The 19757-nt window shown below is 45.7% G+C and carries 22 protein-coding genes and 3 tRNA genes; 6 read left to right on the top strand and 19 right to left on the bottom strand.

The genetic code is table 11. From position 1 onward, the window contains the following. Positions 1-8 precede the first annotated feature (8 nt). Both G496_RS0114230 and G496_RS0114225 read right to left on the bottom strand, forming a co-directional pair. Positions 9-85 (bottom strand) — tRNA-Met (locus G496_RS0114230). Between the two features lie 236 nt (positions 86-321). Continuing rightward, positions 322-398, bottom strand: a tRNA-Met gene (locus G496_RS0114225). Between the two features lie 86 nt (positions 399-484). Here G496_RS0114225 and G496_RS0114220 point away from each other — a divergent pair. Both G496_RS0114220 and G496_RS0114215 read left to right on the top strand, forming a co-directional pair. Next, positions 485-1210 carry a glycosyltransferase family 2 protein gene (locus tag G496_RS0114220; RefSeq protein ID WP_027179862.1) on the top strand — a complete coding sequence of 242 codons (726 nt, stop codon included), beginning with the start codon at positions 485-487 and terminating at the stop codon, positions 1208-1210. A 14-nt stretch (positions 1211-1224) separates the two neighbouring features. After that, positions 1225-1920 carry a TVP38/TMEM64 family protein gene (locus G496_RS0114215; protein ID WP_027179861.1) on the top strand — a complete coding sequence of 232 codons (696 nt, stop codon included), beginning with the start codon at positions 1225-1227 and terminating at the stop codon, positions 1918-1920. Between the two features lie 106 nt (positions 1921-2026). Here the strand turns inward: G496_RS0114215 and G496_RS0114210 are convergent, their stop codons facing one another. Continuing rightward, entirely contained in the window at positions 2027-2626 is a 600-nt protein-coding gene (locus G496_RS0114210) for a phosphatase PAP2 family protein (protein WP_027179860.1), read from the bottom strand. A 177-nt stretch (positions 2627-2803) separates the two neighbouring features. Here G496_RS0114210 and G496_RS0114205 point away from each other — a divergent pair, with 177 nt between their 5' ends. Continuing rightward, a complete protein-coding gene (locus G496_RS0114205) occupies positions 2804-3913 on the top strand; it encodes a glycosyltransferase family 4 protein (RefSeq protein WP_027179859.1) in 1110 nt (369 codons plus the stop codon). Positions 3914-4017: 104 nt separating this feature from the next. Here the strand turns inward: G496_RS0114205 and hisF are convergent, their stop codons facing one another. The 5 genes from hisF to G496_RS0114180 all read right to left on the bottom strand — a co-directional run bounded on the left by hisF (position 4018) and on the right by G496_RS0114180 (position 7361). Continuing rightward, positions 4018-4797 carry an imidazole glycerol phosphate synthase subunit HisF gene (gene hisF, locus G496_RS0114200; protein ID WP_027179858.1) on the bottom strand — a complete coding sequence of 260 codons (780 nt, stop codon included), beginning with the start codon at positions 4795-4797 and terminating at the stop codon, positions 4018-4020. After that, positions 4787-5428 (bottom strand): imidazole glycerol phosphate synthase subunit HisH, encoded by a 642-nt coding sequence (gene hisH / locus G496_RS0114195; RefSeq protein WP_027179857.1) that lies wholly within the window; start codon positions 5426-5428, stop codon positions 4787-4789. Before hisH ends, hisF begins: the two co-directional genes overlap by 11 nt. Positions 5429-5702: 274 nt before the next feature. Next, a complete protein-coding gene (locus G496_RS0114190; protein WP_027179856.1) occupies positions 5703-6497 on the bottom strand; it encodes a J domain-containing protein in 795 nt (264 codons plus the stop codon). A gap of 9 nt (positions 6498-6506) precedes the next feature. Then, positions 6507-6944 carry a YkgJ family cysteine cluster protein gene (locus G496_RS0114185; protein ID WP_027179855.1) on the bottom strand — a complete coding sequence of 146 codons (438 nt, stop codon included), beginning with the start codon at positions 6942-6944 and terminating at the stop codon, positions 6507-6509. After that, positions 6945-7361: a CoA-binding protein gene (locus tag G496_RS0114180; protein ID WP_027179854.1), complete on the bottom strand. Its 417-nt coding sequence runs from the start codon at positions 7359-7361 to the stop codon at positions 6945-6947. 182 nt (positions 7362-7543) lie between these two features. Here G496_RS0114180 and G496_RS0114175 point away from each other — a divergent pair, with 182 nt between their 5' ends. Further along, the gene (locus G496_RS0114175) at positions 7544-8773 is read left to right on the top strand and encodes a M24 family metallopeptidase (RefSeq protein WP_027179853.1); all 1230 of its coding nucleotides are present in this window, start codon (positions 7544-7546) and stop codon (positions 8771-8773) included. Here G496_RS0114175 and G496_RS0114170 read toward each other — a convergent pair whose 3' ends face one another. The 3 genes from G496_RS0114170 to G496_RS0114160 all read right to left on the bottom strand — a co-directional run bounded on the left by G496_RS0114170 (position 8774) and on the right by G496_RS0114160 (position 12853). Further along, entirely contained in the window at positions 8774-9637 is an 864-nt protein-coding gene (locus G496_RS0114170) for an AMIN domain-containing protein (protein WP_027179852.1), read from the bottom strand. It abuts the gene before it with no gap. 95 nt (positions 9638-9732) lie between these two features. Next, entirely contained in the window at positions 9733-10920 is a 1188-nt protein-coding gene (locus G496_RS0114165; protein WP_027179851.1) for an iron-containing alcohol dehydrogenase, read from the bottom strand. A 19-nt stretch (positions 10921-10939) separates the two neighbouring features. Further along, on the bottom strand, positions 10940-12853 hold the full coding sequence (locus G496_RS0114160) for a protein-disulfide reductase DsbD family protein (protein WP_027179850.1): 1914 nt from the start codon (positions 12851-12853) through the stop codon (positions 10940-10942). 81 nt (positions 12854-12934) lie between these two features. Between G496_RS0114160 and G496_RS0114155 the strand changes: the two genes are divergently transcribed. Beyond that, positions 12935-13010, top strand: a tRNA-Lys gene (locus tag G496_RS0114155). A gap of 334 nt (positions 13011-13344) precedes the next feature. On the opposite strand, the gene G496_RS0114150 is transcribed toward G496_RS0114155, so the two are convergent. The 8 genes from G496_RS0114150 to G496_RS0114115 form a co-directional block, all read right to left on the bottom strand. After that, the gene (locus G496_RS0114150) at positions 13345-13527 is read right to left on the bottom strand and encodes a hypothetical protein (protein ID WP_027179849.1); all 183 of its coding nucleotides are present in this window, start codon (positions 13525-13527) and stop codon (positions 13345-13347) included. Positions 13528-13542: 15 nt separating this feature from the next. Continuing rightward, positions 13543-13878: a hypothetical protein gene (locus G496_RS0114145; protein ID WP_027179848.1), complete on the bottom strand. Its 336-nt coding sequence runs from the start codon at positions 13876-13878 to the stop codon at positions 13543-13545. A 16-nt stretch (positions 13879-13894) separates the two neighbouring features. After that, on the bottom strand, positions 13895-15430 hold the full coding sequence (locus G496_RS0114140) for a cobaltochelatase CobT-related protein (protein WP_034633420.1): 1536 nt from the start codon (positions 15428-15430) through the stop codon (positions 13895-13897). Between the two features lie 11 nt (positions 15431-15441). After that, on the bottom strand, positions 15442-16413 hold the full coding sequence (locus tag G496_RS19875; protein ID WP_034633418.1) for a DUF3150 domain-containing protein: 972 nt from the start codon (positions 16411-16413) through the stop codon (positions 15442-15444). Positions 16414-16502: 89 nt separating this feature from the next. Next, positions 16503-17486: an AAA family ATPase gene (locus tag G496_RS0114130; protein ID WP_156900672.1), complete on the bottom strand. Its 984-nt coding sequence runs from the start codon at positions 17484-17486 to the stop codon at positions 16503-16505. Between the two features lies 1 nt (position 17487). Beyond that, complete coding sequence (locus G496_RS0114125; RefSeq protein ID WP_027179845.1) at positions 17488-17871, bottom strand: hypothetical protein; 384 nt, start codon at positions 17869-17871, stop codon at positions 17488-17490. Positions 17872-17947: 76 nt separating this feature from the next. Further along, entirely contained in the window at positions 17948-18625 is a 678-nt protein-coding gene (locus tag G496_RS0114120; RefSeq protein ID WP_027179844.1) for an ERF family protein, read from the bottom strand. Between the two features lie 123 nt (positions 18626-18748). After that, positions 18749-19081, bottom strand: a complete 333-nt coding sequence (locus G496_RS0114115) for a helix-turn-helix domain-containing protein (RefSeq protein ID WP_027179843.1) — start codon at positions 19079-19081, stop codon at positions 18749-18751. A gap of 504 nt (positions 19082-19585) precedes the next feature. On the opposite strand from G496_RS0114115, the gene tnpA reads away from it, so the two are divergent. Then, on the top strand, positions 19586-19757 hold a 172-nt coding region (gene tnpA, locus G496_RS0114105; RefSeq protein WP_027179842.1), incomplete at its 3' end, for an IS200/IS605 family transposase.

Raw genomic sequence — 19757 nt, 5'->3', positions numbered from 1 at the left:
GAGCTTTATGGTTGCGGGGAGAGGATTTGAACCTCTGGCCTTCGGGTTATGAGCCCGACGAGCTACCAAACTGCTCCACCCCGCGCCAATGTGAAAAGAGAACTACATTCGCTTTTCAAGTATGTCAAATTAAAAATGAATATTAAACCAATATAATTTCAGGCTGTTGTAAATTGTTAAGATCTGTATTCAAAATAAAACAGTCTGGACTTGATACGTGCTAAAGGCTATCTTAATTATGTTTTTCTCTGTTTTTCAAAACCATTGAAAGAAGAGAAAAAAAAACCTTGATTCAGCATCAAGGTCATATCGGAAGCTTTTTGGTTGCGGGGAGAGGATTTGAACCTCTGACCTTCGGGTTATGAGCCCGACGAGCTACCAAGCTGCTCCACCCCGCGTCACGTGGAGGATAACTAACTTTCACCAACTTGGAAGTCAACCTCTATTTACAAATTATTTAAATTTTTTTATCTCACCTCTCGCTATGACATTAAAATATGATCTCTCTATTGTGGTGCCTGTTTATAACGAACAGGACAACCTACGCAAACTCATGCAGGAAATTGCCGCGGCCCTCGATCCGCAGCCCATCAATTATGAGGTTGTGTTCGTGGATGACGGAAGCACAGACAACAGTCTTGCTGTGCTTAAAGAACTTGCCGCAGCTTATTCCCGGCTGAGGTATATATCTTTTGAACAAAACAGGGGACAATCCGCGGCTTTCTGTGCCGGGTTTGATGAAGCTCAGGCCGACAGGGTGGCAACCATGGATGCTGACCTTCAAAATGATCCTGCTGATCTGCCAGCCATGTATACCCTGTACGAACAGGGGCATGATATGGTTATCGGCTGGCGGGCCAAACGCAGGGATGTCTGGATTAAACGAATTGCCTCTAAAATAGCCAATGCTATCCGTAACAGGCTCACCCGTGAATCAGTGCGTGATACCGGATGTTCCCTCAAGATTATGGATACCAGCATGGTCCGTTCTATTCCCCGTTTTAACGGGATGCACCGTTTTTTGCCCACTCTTATGAAAATGCAGGGTGCAAGCGTGGCCGAGACAAAAGTAAACCACAGGCCAAGGCTTGAGGGTGTCTCTAAATATGGAACATGGGACCGGGCTGTTGCCGGAGCTTATGATTTATTCGGTGTACGCTGGCTTCAAAGCAGGCATTTTTCTTACAAGATCAGGGAAAAGAACAAATAGGCTCCATAAAATTAATGACAATATTAAACAAAGAATCCAAAGGGACAGTCAAGGCTCTGGTAAAGGGGCTGTCCCTTTTGGCGATACTTGGTATCGCCGTTTTTTTACTGCGTTATTTAGGTCTTGATGAAGCTCTTGATAAAGGCTGGATTGATACTCATGTCAGATCCCACGGTTTTGCTGGAGTTTTAACCTATGTCGGGCTTGCAGTTTTTTTCAGTGCTCTGGGTTTTCCCAGACAGTTGATCTGTTTTATGGGAGGGTATGCCTATGGTTTTGCCATGGGAGCGTTCCTTGGAACAATCGGTACTACTCTCGGGTGCGCTGTAACAATTCTTTACGCCAGACTGGCCGGGCGAAATTTCATTAAAAAACGTTTTGGCAGTCGAATTTCTAAAATAGACAGTTTTTTGAGTCGCAGTCCTTTCAACATGGCTCTGGCGATCAGGTTTTTTCCACTGGGAAGCAATGTTGTAGCCAATTTGGCCGCAGGTGTTACCAGTATTCCCATTCTTCCTTTTATTGCCGGATCAGCTATCGGGTATCTGCCGCAGAATATTGTTTTTGCTCTTTTCGGCAGCGGGACTAATGTCTCTTCCAATACTCAGATGATAATGGCTGTTATCCTTTTTGTTCTTTCAACTTTACTTGGTGTTAAAATGTATAAAAAGTATCGTACGGAAGAGGTTGAAACAGGTCTTGAGGATTAATTTATTGTTGAGTTTTAATTAAATTTTATTTTTAAATTTCTATATAAAAAGCCGACGTATGAATTCTACATGCGTCGGCTTTTTTGTCTTCTTACTGAACAGCTGTCTAGGGTCTGAAACGGATTGGAATTTTTTCACGTATAAAATTATCCCAGATGAGCCAGACGGTCAGTGCCGTGCATAATCCCACAGCCCATCCAGCCATAACATCCGTAGGAAAATGTTTTCCTAAGTACAGTCGGGAGTAACCTACCATAAGAGGCATAATAAGCATCCATGGGCGCAGCTTTCTGAAAAAGAACATACACATAAGGGCAAAGGCCATTGAATTAGCTGCATGTGCCGAAGGGTAGGAATTACCTTTCTCTTTGTTCGGCGCAAAATCCATCGGGCGTTTCTGCCACTTTCCGTCTTCCCTGAAGTTGGTCAGTGGAAGAGAATTTAACGGACGAATTCTGCCTATAGTTTTTTTCACAACTCCGGTTGTAAAATCTGAAAGTCCCATTGTCGCTACAATAATTAGCATTATTATCAGAAATTTTGAGCCTTTCTTATACACTCCCAAGATTGTGACCAGAGCAATAATTGTCCATAAAACAGCCTGTGAAGATATCAGGGGCATATACTTATCGAGCCATTTCTGCCTGATAATCTGGTTGGCAAGAATGAAAATTTTGAAATCAAGTATCTGAGTGTGAAAGTACATTATATCTCCATGTAATCAATCAGCCTTGGCAAATTGGACAAATGGGACTAACATCCCCGCGCGTTGTTATGAGGGGTCGATCTTTGCGGCGGTAACGCTTTCTGTCAAGAGAAAGACATAAGTCGATGATTTTTTATCGGCATTAATAATACAGCTCTCAGGTTCAAATTGGTTGTTATGAAGAAAATAGCTTTGATTCTGCCTAAATTCAGTTGCTATGGCGGTGTGGAACGATTTGGGTATTCCCTGTCTGCGTTCCTCTCCCAAAATGGATACTGTGTTGATTTTATATGTTCGAAAAGTGAAGTTGACCCTCCGAAGGGAGTCAACGTGCTAACTGTCGGCAGGTACGGACTTTGCCGGGCCGGAAAGCTGCTCTGGTTTTTATATGCAGCAGAAAAAATGCGCAGGGAAGGGAACTATGATTTGTGTTTCAGCCTTGGAAAGTCCATCAATCAGGATCTGGTGCGCATTGGCGGCGGCCCTTTAAAAGCTTTCTGGAAGCTTTCCAGAAGAGCGTGGCCTGAAGGATTTAAACGTAATTTTAAAATGCTCAGAAGGCATCTGGCACCGGTTAATGCCATTATTAACTATGTTGAGCGCAGACAGATTAAATCCGGTGCTAAAATTATCTGTGTATCCCATAGGGTAAAGGAATGGATACTTGATTGTTATCCCCAGCTCGCTCCTGACACCATAAAGGTAATTTATAACAAGCCTGATCTGGAATTGTTCACACCAATGGATAATTCACGAAGGATAAAAATCAGAAGTGACGAGGGACTTTCTGCGGATGATATAATTATTTCAACTGCAACTACAAATTTTGCTCTGAAAGGAGTTGAAACGCTGATACGCACCTTGCCGCTGTTGCCCTCAAATTTCATCCTGCACGTTGCAGGCAACAGGAACCCGGCAAGGTACCATAAACTTGCTAAAAGTCTGGGAGTGGATGAACGGGTGCGTTTTATGGGCAGAGTAGACAGAATGGTCAACTTTTATGGAGCTTCGGATGTGTTTGTGCTGCCGTCTTTTTATGATGCCTGCTCAAATTCAGTTCTTGAAGCTCTCGCCTGTGGTCTTCCGGTTATAAGTTCAAAAGACAATGGCAGCAGTTACTTTCTCCCAGCAGACAGAGTGATAAACGATCCTGCGGACTATAAAACTCTTGCTGCGATGATAAAGGATGCCGCTGGCAAAAGGAGTATTGAACCTTTTGACTGGCCTGAAGATATCGATTCCGGTTTTGAACCATATCTTAAGATAATAAGAGATAAGATAGGCTGAAAAACGCCTCTGCAATGTCCGACAAAGTTAAAAAAAACAGCTGATCAGGTCGCCCTGATCAGCTGTAAAATATAAAATAAAAAGCAGTATGGTGTTAAAGTTGCCTACCAGGTTGTTCTGGTATGGACACCTTTATCTGACATATACTTTTTGAGTTCAGGAATTGTGTATTCTCCATAGTGAACTATGGATGCGATAAGTGCAGCTGTGGCCCGTCCTTCAGTTACAGCTTCCACCATATGGTCAGGATGTCCGGCTCCACCGGAAGCGATAACCGGGATGGTTACACTCTCGGCAATAAGTCTGGTCAGCTCAATATCATAGCCGTCTTTGGTTCCATCGGCATCAATAGAGTTGATGCAGATTTCACCAGCTCCGAGAGCCTCGGCTGTTTTGGCCCATTCAAGAGCATCAATGCCCATGAATTTTCTTCCGCCGTTAATAACGATTTCAAAACCTGAAGGAATTTTTTCTGATTTTTCTACCCGCTTAACGTCCATTCCGAGAACTATGCACTGTGAACCGAAAGCCGCAGCTCCCTGACTGATTATATCAGGATTTTTTACCGCTCCGGAGTTTACCGAAACTTTTTCTGCTCCGGCGACCAGCACGGCACGCATATCTTCAACGGTATTTATACCGCCACCGACTGAAAAGGGGATAAATATTTCAGATGCGACACGCTCAACAACATCAATAAAAATACCACGTTTTTCAGATGAAGCGGTGATGTCATAAAAGACGATCTCGTCTGCTCCTTCTTCATAGTATTTTTTGGCTGTAGCAACAGGGTCGCCTATATCTACGTTGCCTTTGAATTTGATACCCTTGGTAAGTCTACCGTCACGTACATCGAGGCAGGGGATAATTCTTTTACACAGCATTTGATGCCTCCTTACAGTAATCATAGAAGTTGGAGAGCAGTTTCAAACCGGGTCTTCCACTTTTTTCCGGGTGGAACTGCACGGCCCAGAGTCCGTCATGTCCGTGGACGGAGCAGAAGTCTATGCCGTATTTTGTTGTTCCAATTACGAATTTACTTTCCGGTGCCGGGTAGTAGCTGTGTACGAAATAGAAAAATGCTTCAGGGGAAATGTCTTTAAAAAGAGGGCAGTCCTTAACAAGGTCAACCTGATTCCAGCCCATGTGCGGGACCCTGATTGTGACACCTTCGTAATCCTCCCATGAAGGATTGAAAAGATGACATTCTCCGGGGACAACAGACAATGCTTTGGTATCGTTCTCTTCGCTGTAGTCGAGAAGAATCTGGCATCCAACGCAGATACCGAGAAGAGGTTTGTTCTGGTTGATCAGTTTTTTGAGAAGTTCATCGAGTCCTTCGGACTCAAGCTCGTCCATGGCCTGTCCTGCTGCTCCAACACCGGGGAAAATGATACCTTCTGCGTGTGCCAGTTTTTCCGGGTCGGAGGTGATTTCGTTCGGAATGCCTAATTGAGTCAGGGCACGCTTCACGCTGGTCTGGTTTCCTGCTTTATAATCTAGAATGGCCAGCATTTTATAAACCCCCTTGATTTTGGTTGGCTGTAAATGACCGCTGTAATCGGCAATGAGGGTAGATATCCACTTGCATTCGGCATGATGGGAAGTCTTACTTTTATAGACGCCCGCAACTTCATGCTGAATTGTTTTTGCGGTCTTCTTCTATATGAGGGGCTAGTAAAATTTTAGATGGAAAACAAGTAAAAAAAGCTGATTATAAGCGGCAAAAATTAAAATAAAATTGGAGTATCCCTTATAGAGCTTCGCTCTGCGGCATTTGTATATAAATTTATTTTGCTAAAATTTTGAGATAAAGATCGCCCTTGAATGGTCCAAGCCTACGTCCCTGACCTTTAAGCCGGATGCTTCTGCCAATCACAAAATCACGGGGTAAAGTGATATCAAGAGTTTTGGTTTTTTTTCTTAGGCCCTGTGCAATTGTTATGCGTATGGTTCTACCCGGAAAAAGAACACCTGCTGGATAATAGACAGTCTGGGTGTCATCAAGCTGATTGCGCATCCATGATTTAAGACCACCCAGAAGACCGGAGCTGACATCAAGCGATGCTGATTTCTGACCCCAGTTGAAGTTTATTTTTTTTTCAGTAGCACTTTTATTATAAGAACCCGGACGGTCTTTTTTTATCTGGCTGTATATGTCTTCGAAAACCTGTCTGGCAAAAGGATCATTTAAAATATCTTTAAGAACTTCTTCTTCACGTCTGTAGAATGTTCCTCTGGAAGCTGATGATCTTGTTGTAGAAGATGCACCGGTGTATGATTGTTTTGTGCGTTGCTGCTGTGAACGGTAGGCTTTGGCTCCTTCCGATGCACTTGTCTTTGCTTTGCTTGCTGAGGAAGCTCTGAAGTTTTCTTTTGATGACGAAGCCCGGTACTTGTTGTCTTTGTTTTTGGTGAGAAAGACGTAAGCTTCGTTTATCTGTCTGAACTTTGCCGCAGCGTCAGGGCTGGGGTTCAGGTCCGGGTGCATTTTAAAGGCAAGTTTCCTGAAAGCCTTTTTTACTTCCGGGCTGCCTGCTCCCGGAGTCAATTGTAATATGCTGTACGCTTCCTGAAGAGTCATTATAATGGATTATTCCGGGTCGGTGATTAGTGCATTGGGGGCAATGTCAGGGTCATGCTGACGTAATCCTTCCTGCTTGATGTATTCTTTGCCCTGACGAACAAATTCCTTATGCCCGGCTTTAGCCTCAACTCCGGGACAGTATTCCTGAATCATCTCCCAACTAGTTTCATCAATTAAATTTCCGCGGAAGAAAGGCCATGCACGGCAGATATCCGGTCTTCCCGGATGAACAGAGCAGCCCTCGCTGAAAAAAATGCAGTAGTCGTCTTCACCGCAGATAAGTCTTATTTTACCGTTTATTTTTTCCGTATATTTTTCGATGAGTTCTTCAGGGCTGATTTTAAGGTGCTCAGCAAGCCTGCTGCGGTCTTTGGATGTGAGGATTATTCCACCTTTGCCTTTGCAGCAGTGACCGCACATTTTACATTCAAAAGCTAATGTCATTTATTTATTAACCAACCTTTGGTGTTCAACCATCAGACAACGGTTTTCAATAATTTTAACTGGGGTAGTGGAGAGTATTTCTTTGGCTTCGGAACAGAATATCCCGGACTGCATCCAGAAAATACTCGGGAGTTGCTTTAGTTGCAACACTTCGTTTGCGTGGTCGGGGCAGAAATTTGCTGCTCTGAACAAATCTACAATATCAATTGGTTCAGGAATATCCAGAATTGAAGGGAAGGTTTCAAGCCCCCAGACGTTTGTCCGTTTAGGATGAACAGGAAAAATTTTAAAACCGGAGTCAATAAGATACCTGCCCACACTGTCAACCGGACGTCCCGGTTTATCTACAGCTCCTATGATTGCAATGCTCTTGACCTCTGCTAGAAGTCCAGCTAGCTCTTTATCATCGTAAAGCAATTTATTGCCTCCTGTCTTCCTGATTGACACAAATCGCAGACTGGGCGCATGCTACAGTAATCTTTCTGCTAATGCAAAAAAGTTATCCGGCTGAAAATTGTTGCAGCTTTCCTTCCTTTTTTTATCTGAGCCCGTATTCATTCAAATCAGAAAATACAAATTAATAAATGAGGGTAATTGATATGACTGAATTTAAAAAGCAGTTTGCAGTACCTGAGGATGAATTAAAAATCCGCTGGGAAAAGTGCCGCGATTTTTTGCGTACTCTTGTCCCGGATGCAAGTGGTGTAATGGCTTTTTCTCGTCTCCAGATTTATTATCTGAGCGGTTCTCTAGTAAACGGGGTGTTCTGGCTTCCGCTGGAGGGTGAACCGGTACTGTTCGTCAGGCGTTCTTTGGATAGGGCCATGCTTGAAAGTCCTGTTAAAAACATTCGGGCTTTCAAGTCTTACAGTCATCTTGCCCCTATTGCTAAGGAATGTGGATCGCCTCTTACGGAAATTATTGGGGTTGAAAGTGGAGGACTCACATGGCAGCTTGGAGAAATGCTGACCTCCAGAATAAAGGAGGTTAAGTTCAAACCTGCTGATAAAGTCTTTTCTTTTGCACGGTCCCTTAAGTCTGAATTTGAGCTTGAAATCATGCGCAGGACTGGAGAATTGCATCATCATGCTCTTTTTAACGTCCTTCCCGGAAGAATTAAAACCGGCATGACTGAGAGGGAAATTTCACATATTATCTGGAATGTTTTCTTTGAGCTGGGTCATCAGGGATTGATGCGTATGCAGTCTTATGGTGAGGAAATTTTTCTGGGACATGTCTCGGCCGGTGATTCCGGGATTTATCCAAGCTCTTTCAATGGTCCGTTGGGATTAAGAGGGGAACATCCCTCAACTCCATGCATGGGAAATGCTTCGGTAACATGGAAAAAAGGAACTCCCCTGTCAACTGATGTCGGCTTTGTTCTGGAGGGGTATCATACTGATAAAACACAGATTTACTGGGGTGGAAATCGTGAATCAATACCGGAGTCAGTGCTCTCCGCGCAATCTTTCTGCGAGGATATGCAGTCGCTTGCTGCAAGTATGTTGAAACCGGGCGCAACACCGGAAGCAATATATCTTGCGGTGTTAAGCGAAGCAGAGAAGCGTGGTTTCAGCGAAGGATTTATGGGTATTGGTCAATCCAAGGTTCCTTTCCTCGGGCATGGGATAGGGCTTGCTGTTGACGGTTTCCCGCCAGTAGCCAAGGGATTTGATCTTGAAATTCAGAAGGGAATGGTTTTCGCTTTTGAACCGAAGCAGTCCATTCCGGGAGTTGGCATGGTCGGTGTTGAAAATACTTTTGAAGTCACCGCCGATGGATGCCGCAGCATAACCGGTGATGACTTTTCCATAATCTATATTGATTGATTATTTCAGATTTATTGTAAGTCCGGTTCCGGTTTTATTGATGACCGGGGCCGGGCTTTTTCCTTTAAGGTCCATTACCAGTCTTATTTTTTCAGGATAGACTCCAATCCTGAATTTTGAAAATACAGGGTTCTCCGGGGTCAGAATGTTTTGTCCTTTATATTGCCATTTACCAAGTATATCCACGACGATCCTATCCGGATTTTTAAGCAGGAAAGATGTGTAGGAAAGTGGAGCACCACCGAGGTCCAGCCGTACACTTGTTCTGCCGCTGTGCTCGCTGAAATATATTGAACTGAGTGTTCCTGAAGTTATTGTTTTCGCAGTTTCAATTTTTTCAGGCTCCGGGGTAGCGTTTGAAGCCTGATCAGTTGCGTTTTCCGCATGAGCGTTGATTTCATCATTTGAAAGCGGCGAGCTTGAGTTCTGTTGTGCGGTGATTTCCTGTTCAGTTGCATTCTCTGATTGTGATGCTGAGTCTGCTGGAACAGTTATGAGAGTGGAATTGTTGGAATCTGCTGTCTGGTTGGCGGATGCTTCTATGGTAGAATTGTCAGCTGACTTTAAGGTGCTGTTTAAAGCAACGGCCGGTGATGATTTTTGAAATGTCCAGAAGTCAGGACTCAAAACCTGTGGTTTGAAAAAAATAACAAGTCCAAGAATTATTACAAGATGGATCAAAGCCTGACGGCTGAGAAAATAGTTTCCGAAACGGCGGAAATTGCTGCTGCACGAACCGCAGGAATAAGAACGCACTGGTATCAGTAAAGATATCAGAAGGTCGCTCAGCAGACCTTTACGAATATAGAGCCTGTTACTGTTGCAAAGTGGACACTGGATTATTTTTTTCTTTTTGATAGCCATGCGTTTTCCTGTTTAATTGCCGTTGCTTCCCGGATGGAAAGCAACGGCTCTAATTTTTATAACAAGCTCAAATAGGGCTGTCCAGCGTGGCAGACCTATCCTGCAATGGCTTCATGCATTATTGTTTCGAGTTCTTCTCTGGTCATATCAGCTGGTGTGGCATCAAAAAGTTTGCCCATTGAGTTCAAGGCAAGGTCTACAAGGGCAGGGACGTCTTCAATTTTAGCACCGTATTTTTCAAGACTTTCTTCTTTGAGTCCTGTTTTTTCGAGCAGATCTTCCAGTCCCTGCAAAAATACCTGAGGTCTAAGTTCCTCTTCAAAAGGTTCAAGATCATAGCCCATGGTCATGGCCAGATCTTCAAATCTTTCAGGACTGTATATTATCAGATGTCTGAAATAAGGTATTGCCAGTTTAGCAAGTCCAAGACCGTGAGGAATTGATGGATAAAAACCGCTGAGAGCATGTTCCAGGGCATGCTGTGAAATGCAGCGTGAAAGAGATTCGCACATTCCGGCTGCGGTGCTTGCCCAGGCCATTACTGTGCGGGCTTCAACATTTTCGCCCTCAGCAATGGCAAGCGGAAGATAATGGCTAATGAGGTGGATAGACTCTAGAGCCAGCATATCGCTTGTGGGCTGATGATTCAGTGAAAGAAATGTTTCAACGCCGTGGAAGAACGCATCAATTCCGGTATAGGCGGTCATCCTTGGAGGAACGCTCACCATAAGTTCCGGGTCCACAATTGAAAGGATAGGGAAGGTTGAGTCGTAACCGAGGCTGATTTTTTCATTTCCGCCGGACTTGCTGACTACTGCCCAGGGATCAGCTTCTGTTCCTGTTCCTGCTGTTGTCGGTATTGCTATCAAGGGCAGTGCTTCATTTTCAGGAGTTATTCCTCCACCTGAACCGGACTGCATGAAATCCCAGCATTTGCCTTTGTTGGCACCAAGCAGTGCAATCACTTTGGCGGAATCAATTGTGCTTCCGCCTCCGAGTCCGACAATGAAATCAATTTCTTTTTCTTTTACAATTGCGGCAGCTTCATCAACCTGTTCAGAGGTCGGGTTCGGGCTGATTTTATCAAATACAATTGTGGCTACATTTTGACGACCAAGGCCGGCTTGAACTTTTTCAAGATATCCGTTGGTAAGCATTGCTCCGGATTCGCCTATAACGATCATTGCTTTGCTTCCTTTTGGAAGTTTGACATTGGCAAGTTCATTTATTTTGCCGGGGCCGAACATTATTTTAGTCGGAATGAAGAAATTAAAATCGAGCATAAAAAATCCTTTTTGAAATTTATTGATTCAAGCTTTCAAGAGCTTCTGCGAGTTGTCCGGTCGTGTAAAGATCACGCAGAACGAGCGGAGATTTCTTTTGGTCACCTGTATTGAAAACAGCAGCAAGTGGTATGCTTCTGCTGCCCATGGCACGCAGGAAGTCATCAGCTTCTTTGTCCGGTGATGTCAAGTCAACTTTAATAAATGTAATGCCGTATTCCTCTTTCCATTTGTTTAAGTTGGAAGGTGTAAGTACGGTTTTTTCAAGCACTTTACATGACGGACACCAGTCTGCCGTAAATTCAACGAGCATTTTTTCATTACCCAGCCGTTCTGTAAAATCCTTTTTTTCAAAAGGAATCCAGTTGGCAGAATTTACCGGTGGAGTAGCAGCCCAATATGCCCCGCCAATGAAAATGCAGAGAGCTATAACTCGAAGCACATTTCTACCGGGATGGCTGTCGGTTTTGGAGGAGAGCCCCCATATCCACGCTCCTACACCAGCCAGCCATAAGAAGATAAGGCAGGGCAGGACCATATTGCCGGGAAGAATGCTTATCAGGTAAATACAGGTTCCGGCTAGGAAAAATCCTGCGGCTTTTTCCACCCATCCGGTCCATGCTCCGGGGCGTGGAAATTTTTTAACCAGAGCAGGGAATGCGGCCATAAATATGTATGGCAGAGCCATTCCAAGTCCGACACTGAAAAATACGCTGCTGATAACCAGCGGCGGCTGAATCATAGCCCAGCCTAAAACTCCGCCTAAAAAAGGTCCGCTGCATGGTGTGGCCAGCAGTGTTGCCAGAAATCCTGTGAAAAAAGCCTGACGTCTGGCACCTGTGTTGTTTGCACCGAATTTAAGATCTACAACCGGAAGATTGAAGATTCCAAAGAGACTCAAGCTCAGGGCGAAAACAATACCTGTCAGGGCTATTACAACTGATGGTTTTTGAAAAATTTGTCCCCATGCCATTCCTGTTGCACCTAAGATAAGGCTCAGGCATCCGAAATATATTAGAATGCCAAGTGAGAAAAACAGGTTATGGGTTCGGAATATTTTTTTACTGCTGCTAAAATCAGTATTTGCAACACCTGATATTAAAACTGAAAGTTTGAGACTTATCACTGGGAGTACGCAGGGCATGAAATTCAGGAGAAATCCTGCAATAATTCCAAATAGAATCGCTATTCCCAGATCATTAACTTCAAGATCAGGACTGAAAAAGCGTGGTGAAAAATCAGTAAATTCGTTTTGCCTTTTTTCCGTTTTCAATGTCCCGGAATTTTCAGACTTCGGGCTGGTCTGCGGTTTATCTTTGCTGCTTTTTATTCCTATTTTGGTGGATGGATAGGCTTTAGCGCTAGATTTCAGCGCATTTGAGACAGAGGACCACCACGGTTGATTTTCTGCGGACTCAAGTTCATTTATTTTAACATCCACCCCTATAAAAGTTAGGCTCGTTTTAACAGGCAGGCAGGCTGTGGGGGAACACATCAGCAGATTAAGATCCGCTTTTATTGAAAATGTATTTTTCGTATCCGGGAGAACAAAAAGTATAGGTGTCCTTTTTTTATATACATTTATCTTTTCTCCGGGATTGAAAGGATCATCTTTTTTTTCACCCGGCAGAAACACAGGGGAGATTTTTGTGTCGCCGGGATTAAGGCGTGCCTTAACTCTGGTCGGTTGTCCTAGTTTTCCGGGATTATTTGTATAGGTGTACCAGCCATTGTCCGGTTTTATGAACATGGCGGCGATGATTTTAGCTTTAATATTAAAATGTTGCCGGTCTTCAGAATTGATTTTGAAAAGCTGCCAGCTTGCTTCAAAATTATGTTTTTGATTTACGGAGCTTTCAGCTTGATTAGGGCAGACACAGAGTATGATAAGAATTAAACTTGATAAAATAAAAATATTTGGCTTAAAACGCATTAATTTGCCTTTTTTTAAAAAAAATAAATTTTATTGTTGACTTCCTTGGAGAATCTCCATAAACACCTCTTCACGAAGCGCGGGTCACTAGCTCAATTGGTAGAGCAGCGGACTCTTAATCCGTTGGTTCAAGGTTCGATTCCTTGGTGGCCTACCACAGCAAATACAGGGTGTTAGACGAATAGTCTAGCACCCTTTTGTTTTTTGTTTTTTCGGTTTGTACAACTCCTGTACAACCTTTTCACGTGACGCTGAGTGATAACGGGTGAAGATTGTTACTCGTCTAGGTGGGAAGTATGGCTGATTGTTGGGGTGGTGTCTAATGGTTTTGGATGTAGTTAACAAGGATTCTTCGACTCCAAGTCGTGTATATTGGACTTATGCTCTGATTAGATTCTAGTGGTTTATTTAGTGTTATTTAAAAAATAATGTTATATATGGGTTTAGAATTGCAATGCCGCCGGTGTTACCCGGCGGCATTATATTCAAACCTAACTCCCATCAGGCTCCATCAATTCCTCCAGCCTGTCGTCTACAGATTCTTCCCCCAGATCATCCCGGTCCTCATTTTCCCCAGACAATTCACTCCCTCCTTCTTCATCCAAAGCATATACCCCGGTAACAGCCAGAATCCCGACTGCCACACCGCCGATAAATATCAATACATTCTTCATGCTTACCTCCACGGTTTAAATTTCAAACTGAGTGCCGCAACGGTTGCAGCGGTATTGACCAATGACATGCCGATCCACATGCTCTCCGATCTCGTTGCCAACCTTGGAACCGGCGAAGAATCCGGCCATTGCTCCGGCAAGGCCACCAGCGAGGGCACCGATCCCTATTCCGATTACCGGGACAACAGATCCGATAGCTGCACCTGTGGCGGCCCCGGATGTTGCGCCGGCGTATCCGGCAACGCCGCCAGCGGCTCCACCGACTGCGCTTCCGAGTTTCTGAGTGTTATTGACGAGCACAACGAAAGCACTTGTGCCGCATTTGGGGCATAAAGGATTCTCTTCAGACATGGATCTTTCTCCTTGTTTATTTGGTTAATGACTCCTGAAGCAGGTCAAACATGGCCGGTGCCAGATCCGGGAGTTCGGTGATGACTCTGCTTTTTCCGGGGAACAAATGAAAAACGGCCTCGGAGTTGATTCCGAGACCGTAGATTTCGAAGCCGTATGCGCTTCCGTCTTTGATTGCTTGGTGGGCGTTGTCCGGGTTGTCCGGGACACCGTCCGTTATGCAAAGGATGATCTTTCTATTCTCTGGCAACGGCAGCATTTGTTGGAATGTCCACCAGAGCACTTCGCCCAGTGGGGTTGATCCAGAAGCGGCAACACCGAAACGGGTATGCAGCTTCTGACCATGGTTAAGGATGGGGGCCACTGTAGGTTCATCGTAGTTTTCACCTCCCTGAGCCCTGACAGCGGGAAAGGCACTTACGCCCACACTTACGCCATTGATGGAGTTCAGCGCACTGACCACGGTATGGCTGATCTGCGAAGCCAGCCCGATGCGTCTGCGCATGGAACCGGAACAATCAATAAGGATGTGAACTGCCGTGCTGATCCCTCGGCTTTCCTGTCTGCTGCGAAACATCCGTGGATTTCCAACCGCGATACGGTGCAGGTGTGCAGTACTCAACCGGCCATGTCTGCCGATTCGGTCATGCTTAATGGTTTTGGCCTGAATGATTCCATGCAGTCGAGATTTGAGTGCTGTGGATGCCTTGCGGGTCTGTTCGAGTTCATCCTCGTTCAATACGCTGAGCCTTTTATAGCCGTCCTTGGCTACCCGGAGCCCTTCTTCTGCGTTATCCGGCACGTGGCTCGCCAATTGTTCTTCCAGAACTTCTCCGAATGCTTTGGGAAGGTCAGTCGCTTTGGAGTTGATCAGCTTCTTCAAATCACCGGCAGTGCCTCGACCTTTGGAATATTTTGAATCACCCTGATTAATGTAGCTTTCCAGCAGAGCCACTATTTCCCGTGTATAGAGGATGCAATCCTGAGTGGAGTCGCATTTGAATCGAAACTTTTGCAGAATGTCGTTTAGACGGTCCGTAAGGGTAGGGTATTCCGCATTGATTATTGATGCTAATCGGGCACATTCAATGCCCAGCTCTTCCACATCCCAGGAGCGAACTGTCAGAAGCAACCAATTAAGGATGGAAGTTGCCGAATCGGATTTATGCCCATGATCTTGTCCGCCCTCATTAATGAATAAGTGACGGATCAACCAATGGAAGTTCTGACGGCAGCCGGGGAAGATCTCGGCCAGCTTATTTTCCACCCGCCAGTCTTCCAGCGAATTCCAGATGTGCATTTCAAATGGAGTCAGCTTTGCCAACTTCAACCATTCAAAATTAGTCTCGCGGATGTGGGCGGCTTCATGATCCGCATAGCCTCTGGCAAGTTTAAGTGTCAGTTCGTCATTGCCCAACGGTAAAGCTGGCAACTGAATAGTTCTTCCATCAGTAAAAGCCTTGTCTCCACCAATTTTGATCTGCACTCCATACTTCCGACCGAGTACGCTCGCCACAAACGGCAAAGACTTCATCAGCAGTTTGTTATTCATGCGACCTCCGATCACCACAGCCCGTGACTATCTATCTGCTGCTGGGTTGCAGTCTGTGGGACGTGGCTTTGTTTAGGAGTTTCGGGAATATCTTCAGTCTCGGGAGCCTTCGGAGCTGCGATTAGGCTTTCCAGAAGGTCCTCAGCTGTGCTTCCATCAATAATCTTCTGCGCATTCTCCACGAGCAATGCAGGCTCACGGAGCAGGGAGACAACCCCCTGAAGCATGAGCAGATCCCCATCCCGTATGAATCCACGGGATGGCACCTTGTCGAAGGCTGTCTGGAGTAGATCGGTGATGGGGATGACTCTGGGGTCAATAAAGGACAGGCCGTTGAGCTTGTCCTGAATGGACCTCAGCGGTGAAAGGGCCTTGTGTGTAACTTTGACCTTTCCTGCGTAGCAACGGTTCCATGTCTCGGTAGCTGTCTTGGCAATCTCATCGAAGAGCGTGGAACCAAGTTTGTTGACCTCTTCCTTGAGTCCCTTCTTTACTGAGTTCTTTTCCGGGGCAGCCAGCTTGAAGAACTGCCACTTGAAGCCGATTCGGGAACGCACGTACTCAGCACTGACCGTGGAACTGCCGATAAGCTTTTCCCAACCGGGATGCTGCTTGATCCAGTCCTGTACAGCTTCATCATAACGACTGAGGAAGTCTTCCTTCGCTGCAAGGAATTCTTTCTCGATTGAGGTAAGTTCTTTCACGATCTCATCAGCGACCTTCTCAGAAATGGCCCAGCCGCCGAGAAAGCGCACGCCATGCCGATCAAGCATATTCACTGCACGGGATTTAAGTGTACCGAAGATACGCAGGTCTTCCGGGTTGCAAACCCGTTTACTTCCGAGAGAAGCAAGTTCTTCCGGCGGAAGCTGCGTAGCCCCGAAGTCAGACGGAGTGAGTTTCTTTCTGGCTGACCAGATATTCACATCCAGGTTCAAAGCCAGGATGTGATTGAGAACGGTGATCCGGGTTTTGGTTTCCATGATATCCTCCTTTCATTTACGCAAAATAGAAGCGGAGCAGCCGAAGCTGCCCCGCTCATGAAATTTGCTTGTCTCGTTTATATTGTTGATTATTTGTCTTCTTCCATGGGGAAAATGCGTTGCGCCAGTTCATGCAGCACTGTCCGCGTTTCCCGGCTGGCCCGATAGCCAAGAGCCCGATCCAGAGCATAAGTTACCGGCTGAATTCCCTGCCGCGCTAACGGCTGGAACCGGACAGTAAGATCCGCCCAACGAATCAAGGTTCGAGTTGAGAACGTAACCTCGATGGTGTCGGTAAGATTTCCGGTTGCTTCACCCATGAATAGCTTACGGACGGAGTTGGCGTATTCGACCATTTTCTTACGGATGTTCTCAGGCAGGCTCTTAGCTTTGCGGGAAAGTAGTTCCGTTTCGGCTTCCGGTGTCGGATAGCCGATTTCACAGAGCCAGAAGCGATCCATAAATGCGATATTTTGCCGATTAACCCCTTGATAAAGGCCCGTTTCATCAGCCGCACCATTGGAATTGGCGGTAGCCGCAAATCTGAACATGGGATGCGGATGGATAATCTCGCCCGCGTTCTCGGAGATGCAGAGCGGTTCACCATCCAGTATTCCATTCAATCCCGCCGCAGTAGCCGGATCAATGATGTCGATTTCATTTAGGAGTAGAAGACCGCCGTATTTCATCGCCAGAGCAAGCGGACCGTACTGGAATTCCATGCTCCCTTCTTCCACGGTCAGGTGTCCGACCATTTCCGGGAACTCCAGACGGCTGTGGCCGGTGATTTCAAACACCGGATAATTGAGCTTGGCAGCCAACTGTTTGATCAGGCTGGTCTTGCCGCTCCCACTGGGGCCGAATAGGTAGATCGGATCGGAACTATCCATGAACCAGACCACCACATCCCGGCTGGATTCATGGAACAGATACTCGGCATCCAGACGCGGGGTAAACGATGATGCAGATTCAAAGCCCTGCACCATGCGCCCGGAAGCCTTGCCGCTGAATATCAACCCTGCATCCAGTTCGGCTGGACTGAGCTTTTCAATCTCTTCGATTGTGTTGGTCATGTTAACCTCCGCTGTATCCGGACGTGATCTGAATCAGATCGTCCGGGTTATCAAAAGGGTTGTTATAAAAGTCGCCACGGGTTTCAAAATCACTTTCGTCCTCACCGATTCGCAGGAAGCTGTATTCAATGCTGTCGAGTTCTGCGAGGACTGATTCCATCAAAGAAACCAACGGATGACGGTGATCCCATGCTGTCGAGGTCCAGTAAAAGAGGTGTCCGCCGTATCCTTGACCGGTTTGGTTGCTAATGTTTTCTTCCAGCATCTCCTGAACGGCCACCAGTTCCTGCTTGGTTAATTTCTTCTGGGCTTCAGCCAGTTTGTTGTTAAATATTGCGAGTCCTGAGCTGGACAGGAAAATCGTAATGTCGCTGAAGGGTTCCATCGTTCCTCCTTTGGGTAACAAAAAAGCGCGCCTCCTAAGAGACGCGCTTCATTTGCTGCGTTAAATTTGTATCCGCTTATGCGGCCTGCTCGTATTTCCACCATAATTTACGGTTCCCATCCCAGCGGAACCCGGCTTTACGCAGTGATTCTTTCTGCGGAAGTGTATTGCCGGTTGCCAGAATGCAGGACCTGCCATCCTGGCTGTTTTCCTTACGGTACTGGACCCCATCAAGACGCGGCAACGATGGGGCTGGGCCACTACCTTCAGGTTGCTTTTTGGACCCTCCGGCAGCAGGTGAACCCATATGTCTTCCAGGGTTATAATCGTTGATTTTGTGATTGGGTCGGCACGATACTTTTCCGTCGTCATCGTGTTCGGTGACAATTCCAATCAAAGCCGCAAGCCCGTACCGGCGAGCGTAGGTCATGGCCGATCCGTAGCCCTGCGGATCACCTTTCGGTAACGGCATGACCAGCAATGAAGACTGCCATTGTCCCGATTCCGCATGGACGATCTTGCTGACCAGCCCAAGATTTCCATTATCCACCTGTACCGGGAGCTGAGTCAGCCAGATCCCGTTTGCCAGCAGGGCCTCCCGGCAGGTTTCCATGACCGATTGCAGGCTGGCGTACCTGCTGTTGGTGAAATTGTTCTGTCCATCCTTTGCGGCGGGCTTCAAAGCCTGTTGCACCCTGAGCATTGCCCCGGCCAATTCCGTGATTTCCGGTGAACAAAGGCTGTTTCCGTTCATAGTTACCTCCTAAAGCAAGAAAGCCCCCGCTCGGATGACCGGGCAGGGGCTTGGAAAGTTAAAAGACTCTCTTGTTATGGAGGTAATATATATCTGATATTATTCGATCAGCACTTGTTAATTTTAGTCTGCTGTATTGGAGTGATTCTTCAGCACTTTCAGCATATCCAAAGCGATTTCAAGTTGCTGTGGCGACAGTTCGCCCAAGACAGCCTGTGCTTCGAGCATACTGCTATTGGCCTGCTGTTTTGTGCTGATCAATTTTTCCGGCGCAATTTGTAGCGCACAGCATATCTTCATCAGAATCTCAACTGACAAATTAACCACGCCACGTTCTATCTCCCCTAGATATTTATAGCTTATGTCTGCTCGTTCAGCCATTTGTTGCTGACTGAGATGTAAGTCTTTACGTAAAGTCCTGAGGTTTTGTCCAATGATCTCGGCATAATTAGTCACTTCGTCCTCCTCATGGTTTAAGTCATGAGGAGTTCTGTTCTTATTTTAAACCCACTGATGGTTATATTTTATCTTGAATTATAACACTGATTGGTGCTAGTTGTGAGGTGGAATTAACCACAAACTTAACCAAAGGAGTTAAAAAATGGAAAAATGCGATCTGTGTGGTAAGTTGTTCGAGCCTGAGGATATCGTCCATTATGACAGTGGCGATTATTGTAAAGATTGTGCTAACAAGTTAAGTAAGCAAGGAAAACTTTAACAAGTTTTAAGCTGTACTAGCTTGTATTTTAGACCGCATATGGATTCATATGCGGTCTCAGATTGCTGACTAACCCCGTTTTTTTTAAAAGCGGGGTTTTATTGTATGTAGAAAACCCCCCGCTATGCGGGGGGTTCCGTAAAGCTTACAGCTATGAATAAATCAGCAAAACTCCTTTTGATTTGTTAAATGAGTTCCGCGGTCTAGCAGCTGCGGTAGTAACAAATCAAAAGGAGGTCCCTTTGCGAGACACTGAAAGTTTAGCCCATACAAAATGGAACTGTAAATATCATATAGTCTTTGCTCCAAAATATCGTCGCCAAGTTTTCTACTATGAAACTAAAAGAGCAATAGGTGAAATTTTACGAAAGCTCTGTGAGTGGAAAGGCGTTGAGATAGTTGAGGCAGAATGTT

It is taken from the genome of Maridesulfovibrio bastinii DSM 16055, assembly GCF_000429985.1.
Taxonomy (GTDB): Bacteria; Desulfobacterota; Desulfovibrionia; order Desulfovibrionales; family Desulfovibrionaceae; genus Maridesulfovibrio; species Maridesulfovibrio bastinii.
Note: the sequence above shows the minus strand (reverse complement) of the source record. Positions and strands in the feature narration are given on the sequence as shown.